A 5,391-nucleotide genomic window follows, 5' to 3' on the forward strand; every position below is an offset into this window, starting at 1 on the left:
TGCTCGCGCAGGCGGCGCCCGTCGCGTTCGCGAGCGGGTTCGCCGATGCGCTGACGGTGAGCGGCGTGCTTGCGCTCGTCGCGGCCGTCGTTGCCTACAAGTTGCTTACGCAACCGATGCGCGACGGCGCGTGACGCACGGCGCGGCATGCGCCGCGCATTGGACGCGACCCGGCGGAACCATTAAGCTGGCGCGTTCCGGTTTCACGCAGCGTATTCAAGATGTCATCGACGATCGAGATTCTGTTGCCCGTGTTCGGGCTGATCGCGGCTGGGTTCCTGTGCCGCCGGCGCGGCGTACTCGGGCCCGCTGCGGCCTCGGAACTGAACCGGTTCGTCGTCTGGCTCGCGCTGCCCGCGCTGCTGTTCCAGATCATGGCGCACGCGTCGTGGCACCAGCTGTATCAGCCGGCCTTCGTGGCGACGTTCGCGCTGACCTGCGCGCTCGTGTTCGCCGGGGTGCTCGCGTGGCGCCTGTTCGCGGGGCGCGGGCTCGCCGATGCGAGTATCGACGCGATCGCCGCGTCGTATCCGAACACCGGCTATCTCGGCTTCCCGCTGTGCCTGCTCGCATTCGGCCCCGACAGCCTCACGCCGACCACGATCGCGACCATCCTCGTGGCGTGCGTGCTGTTCGCCGGCGCGATCGTGCTGATCGAGATCGGGCTGCAGCGCGACCGCGCGCCGCTGAAGCTGATGTGGAAGGTGGTCGGCGCGCTGCTGCGCAACCCGCTGATCGTCGCGCCGCTGGCCGGCGTCTGCGTGTCGGCCGCGCAGGTGCCGCTCGGCGCGCCGGTCGATACGTTCCTGAAACTGCTCGGCGGGGCCGCGAGCCCTTGCGCGCTCGTCAGCCTCGGGCTGTTTCTCGCGGAGAAGCGGGAGGCGTCCGGCGCGGCGCCGCGCGGCAGCGTCGCCCTGACGGCGGTGAAGCTGTTCGTGCAGCCCGCACTCGCGTGGTGGCTCGGCGTGCGGGTGTTCGCGCTGCCGCCGGTGCTCGCGCAGATCGCCGTCGTGCTCGCCGCGTTGCCGACCGGCACCGGGCCGTACATGCTGGCCGAGTTCTACGGGCGCGAAGCGCAGGTGACGTCGCGCACGATCCTGCTGTCGACGCTCGGGTCGATCGTGTCGCTGTCGGTGCTGCTCGCGATCGCGCGGCACGGGTGAGATGGCGCGTTCGATCAGGCGCTTGGCGCGTCAGCGCATATCGCGTCTTGCGAATCGCCTCGCGATGAAGTTGCATTGAATTGGCGGGTGCGATCGACGGGCGAAACGACACGCCGATTCGCGGCCCAAGCTACGTCGACGAGCACTTCGGGGTCGGCTGTTTTGCCGTGCTGGTTGTCGACGTAGCCTGAGCCGCGTATCGACGTATTGGTCCGTCGTTGCGCCTGTCGATCGCACCGGTCAATGCGACTTGGTCGCGAGGCGGTGGATGCGTGCCGCATGGGCGACACGCCGCGGATGCGACGCATGGCAATGCGTTGCCTGCCTGCGGCGCGTGCGTCGTGTGGGTTCGGGCGTATCGGTTGCGGCTGGCGTACTGTTCCGCGCGTCCGCGTCTGCACCGACCGCACCGGCCGCTACCGCCGCAACAGCCGGCAGCATCGCCTCCGCGTCGAGCCAGGCACGCGTCGCTTCCGCGATCAACCCGCGCAGCCAGCGCACGCCGTCTGCGCACGCGCCCGATTCGTTCCAGGTCATCCGGTACACGATGTCCGGCGGCTCCGCCGGCAGCGCGACCGCGGCGAGCGGCAGCAGCTTCGCATAGTGCCGCGCGAGCCGGTACGTGGTGGTCAGCAGCATGTCGGTGCGCACGAGCGCATGCGCGGCAAGCTCGAAGTGCGGCAACGTGACGACGATCCGCCGCTGCAGGCCCACGCGTTCAAGCTGCTTGTCGATCGCGCCGGACGCTTCGAGCCACGACGGCGTCGGGCACAGCTGCGGCGCTTCGGCAAAATCGGCCGCCGTCATCGTGCCGCGCCGCGCGAGCGGATGCGTCGCGCGCATCAGGCACACGACGCGATCGTCGAACAGGTCGTCCTGCCGGAACCGCGACGAGCGCGCCGGGCGATTGTCGATCACGACGTCGAGCTCGCCGTCGGCCAGCGCGCGCTCGTCGTCGAAGCCGTCGCCGAGCGGATGGAACACGAGCTGCGCGTTCGGCGCGCGTTCACGGAACAGCGCGACGAGCTTCGGCACGAACAGCACGTTCAGGTAGTCGGGGCAGCCGATCCGGTAGGTACGCACCGACGTGCGCGCGTCGAACGTCGGTTGCTGGATACGGATGAAGTCGATCACGCGCAGCGCGTTGCGCAGCGGGTCGATCAACCGTGCGCCGAACTCGGTCGGCACCATCCCGTAGCGGCTGCGCACCAGCAGCGGATCGCCGAGCAGCGTGCGCAGGCGCTTGAGCGCGGCGCTCGTCGCCGGTTGCGACATGTTCAGGCGCACGGCCGCACGCGACACGGTGCGCTCGGTCAGCAGCACGAGCAGGATGCGCATCAGCCGCGCATCGAGCACGTCGAGCGCGCCCGCGGCGTCGGCCGCGTCGCGGGGCAGGGCGTTCGGGTCTAGCGTGTCTCGCATGCCGAACCACCTCCCGGCGACCCGGTGCCCGAGCGAGACGCAGCAGCGGGCCGGCGGTGCGTCATTTGGCGAAGGTGCCCGGCCAGCCGACGATCCGCTTCGGGCGCGGCGGCGCATACGTGCGGACCTTCGACGTTTTCAGCTTCAGGCGTACCAGCGACTCGGCGAGCGCGACCGCAGCCGATACGCCATCGACGACCGGCACGCCCGTGCATTCCTCGATCTGCCGGTCGAGGCCGGCCATCCCGCCGCAGCCGAGGCAGATCACTTCCGCGTGATCGTCCTTCACCGCGCGCTGCGCTTCGTCGACGATCGACTCGATCGCGCGGGCCGGGTTCTCTTCGAGCTCGAGCACCGCGAGGCCGCTTGCACGCACCGACGCGCAGCGCGCATCGAGCCCGGCGAGCTTCAGGCGATCCTCGATCAGCGGCACCGTGCGGTCGAGCGTCGTGACGACCGAGTAGCGATGGCCGAGCAGCATCGCGATGCTCGCGGCCGCTTCGGTGATGTCGACGACGGGCACCGTCAGCAGTTCCTGCAGGCCTTCGCGGCCGTGTTCGCCGTAGCCGGCCTGGATCACTGCGTCGTACGGCTCGTCGTAGCTCAGCACGCGATCCATCACGGCGATGGCCGCGAGGTAGCTCTCGAAGTTGCCTTCGACCGATTCCGCGCCGAAGCGCGGCGTCAGCCCGACGATCTCCGTGCCCGGCGACGCGGCGGCCTGCGCCTGCGCGGCGATCGCGTCGGTGATCGACTCGGTCGTGTTGACGTTGACTACCAGGATCCTCATTACGACTCCGTATGCATGTGTTTCAGTGTTGGGCGCAGGCGACCGCGATGGGTTCGCCCGAGCGCTCCTCGTAATGCCGATTGCGATCGGCCAGCAGCCAGTACACGCTGCCCGCGATGGCCGCGCCGAGCAGCCACGAGAACGGCGTCATCGCGCTGAAGGCCGGCACGACGGCGAGCGTGATCGAGATCAGCGCGGACGGCACGAGCGCCGCGAGCGCCTTGCGGTTCACGCCGCGCGTGTAGAAATAGGCACCGGTCGGCGCTTCGGTATAGAGGTCGGGCACGTTCACGCGCTGCTTGCGCACGAGCCAGTAGTCGACCGTGATGATCCCGTACAGCGGGCCGAGCAGCGCGCCGAGGCCGGACAGGAAGTAGACGATCACGATCGGGCTGTTGTACAGGTTCCACGGCAGGATCAGCACGGCGACCGTCGCGCTGATCAGGCCCGCGCGGCGGAACGACAGGCGGTGCGGCGCGAGGCTCGTCAGCACGAAGGCCGGTGCGACGAAGTTCGCCATGATGTTCACGGCGACCGTCACGATCAGGAACGCAAGGCAGCCGAGCACGAGGAACAGCTTGTTCGGCACCGTCGCGATGATTTCCGTCGGGCTGTGGATGATGTGGCCGTTCAGCTTGAACTGCGCACCGGCGAGCACGAAGCTGATCGTCGCGAACACGAGGATGTTGACCGGCAGGCCCCAGAAGTTGCCCACGCGCACCGTCTTCGCGCTCGGCGACGAGCGCGCGAAATCGCAGAAGTTGAGCACCAGCGTGCCGTAGATCGCGAGCCACAGCGAGCCGCCCGCGAAGATTTCCGTCCACATCTTGAAGCCGGTCAGCGGCTTGCCGATCGACATCGCGAGATGGCCGCCCGTGCGGCTGTACATCCACGCGGCGAGCGACAGCGTCGTGACGAGGATCACCGGGCCGGCCAGCCCCTCGTACTTGCGGACCATTTCCATCCCGTACGTGAGGATGCCGATCTGCACGAGCCAGATTGCGACGAACGTGACCCAGCCGAGCGTCGACAGCCCGAAGATCGCGTTCTGGTCGAATGCGGCGAGGCCCGGCCAGATCGCGGTGAGCAGCACGCGCAGCACGACCGACGCGAGATAGGTCTGGATACCGAACCAGGCGATTGCGATCACCGCGCGGATCATCGCGGGCAGCAGCGCGCCGTAGATGCCGAAGCTCATCCGGCTGATCACCGGGAACGGCACGCCGGTCTTCTGGCCCATGTAGCCGGTGAGGTTCATGAAGCAGTACACGAGTACCGCGCCGATCGCGAGCGACGCGAGCATCTGCCAGCCCGACAGGCCGAGCGCGAACAGCCCGATGGCGAACGAGTAGTTCGCGATGTTGTGTACGTCGTTGGTCCACAGCGCAAAGATGCTGTAGCGGCCCCACGTCCGGCCCTCGGCCTTGGTCGGCGCGAGGTCGGGGTTGTGCAGCCGCGGGCTCAGCGCGGGGTCGCGCGCGGCCGAATCGGTTCGATGCGATGCGTCGTCCGCGCCGAGCACGAGGCCCGGGCGGTGGGTGGCTTCCAGTTGCACGCCGTTGTCTCCTTCCATGTGCGGGGCGCGAAACCGGCAGCGTGGACACGCTGCGCCGGCCCGGCCGCCGTGGACGTTATGTCTCGGATTTGTTCGCGAGTATGGAAGGCCGAAACGGTGATGGGAAATTAAATATTCGGTTAGGCGTCATTTGAAAAATGAATGGATGGCGGGCGGCTGGAGGGGCCGCGCGGCACGCGAATTGCTCGCCTGCGGGCTCCATCCACATCGACATCAGCGGAGGTGTCATGCAGCGATATTCATTTCGTCATGTATCGCGAGCCGTCTTCGCCGGCATCCTGATTGCGGGCCTGGCGGCAGGCGCGGGTTGCCAGAAGAAGAGCGATAGCGAAAGCGGCGGCGCGAGCTCGGACACGAGCGCCACGGGCGGCATGTCGGCCGCGCCGTCGGCTGCGCCGAGCAGCGGCGCGGCTGGCAGCAGCGGCGGCGAAAGCGGCGGC

At 68.5% G+C, this 5,391-nt stretch carries 4 protein-coding genes and 1 pseudogene; 1 reads left to right on the top strand and 4 read right to left on the bottom strand.

What is annotated here, in order from left to right; all coding sequences use genetic code 11:
* Positions 1-221: 221 nt before the first annotated feature.
* Positions 222-1,163, top strand: coding sequence for an AEC family transporter (locus tag G3N61_RS37785; protein ID WP_205824969.1), 942 nt, complete (start codon positions 222-224; stop codon positions 1,161-1,163).
* Between the two features lie 240 nt (positions 1,164-1,403).
* Here the strand turns inward: G3N61_RS37785 and G3N61_RS37790 are convergent, their stop codons facing one another.
* The 4 genes and pseudogenes from G3N61_RS37790 to G3N61_RS37805 all read right to left on the bottom strand — a co-directional run.
* On the bottom strand, positions 1,404-2,585 hold the full coding sequence (locus tag G3N61_RS37790; protein ID WP_205824970.1) for a LysR family transcriptional regulator: 1,182 nt from the start codon (positions 2,583-2,585) through the stop codon (positions 1,404-1,406).
* A 61-nt stretch (positions 2,586-2,646) separates the two neighbouring features.
* Entirely contained in the window at positions 2,647-3,375 is a 729-nt protein-coding gene (locus tag G3N61_RS37795; protein ID WP_043179429.1) for an aspartate/glutamate racemase family protein, read from the bottom strand.
* Between the two features lie 22 nt (positions 3,376-3,397).
* Positions 3,398-4,948: an NCS1 family nucleobase:cation symporter-1 gene (locus G3N61_RS37800; protein ID WP_205824972.1), complete on the bottom strand. Its 1,551-nt coding sequence runs from the start codon at positions 4,946-4,948 to the stop codon at positions 3,398-3,400.
* Between the two features lie 250 nt (positions 4,949-5,198).
* Positions 5,199-5,391 (bottom strand): annotated as a pseudogene (locus G3N61_RS37805) (hypothetical protein); the annotation flags it as partial.

The organism is Burkholderia sp. Ac-20349, from assembly GCF_017104865.1.
Taxonomy (GTDB): Bacteria; Pseudomonadota; Gammaproteobacteria; order Burkholderiales; family Burkholderiaceae; genus Burkholderia; species Burkholderia aenigmatica.

Excerpts from the sequence above, each read along its gene's own strand:
- G3N61_RS37785 (WP_205824969.1), top strand. The coding sequence starts at position 222 with ATGTCATCGACGATCGAGATTCTGTTGCCCGTGTTCGGGCTGATCGCG.
- G3N61_RS37790 (WP_205824970.1), bottom strand. The coding sequence starts at position 2,585 with ATGCGAGACACGCTAGACCCGAACGCCCTGCCCCGCGACGCGGCCGAC.
- G3N61_RS37795 (WP_043179429.1), bottom strand. The coding sequence starts at position 3,375 with ATGAGGATCCTGGTAGTCAACGTCAACACGACCGAGTCGATCACCGAC.
- G3N61_RS37800 (WP_205824972.1), bottom strand. The coding sequence starts at position 4,948 with ATGGAAGGAGACAACGGCGTGCAACTGGAAGCCACCCACCGCCCGGGC.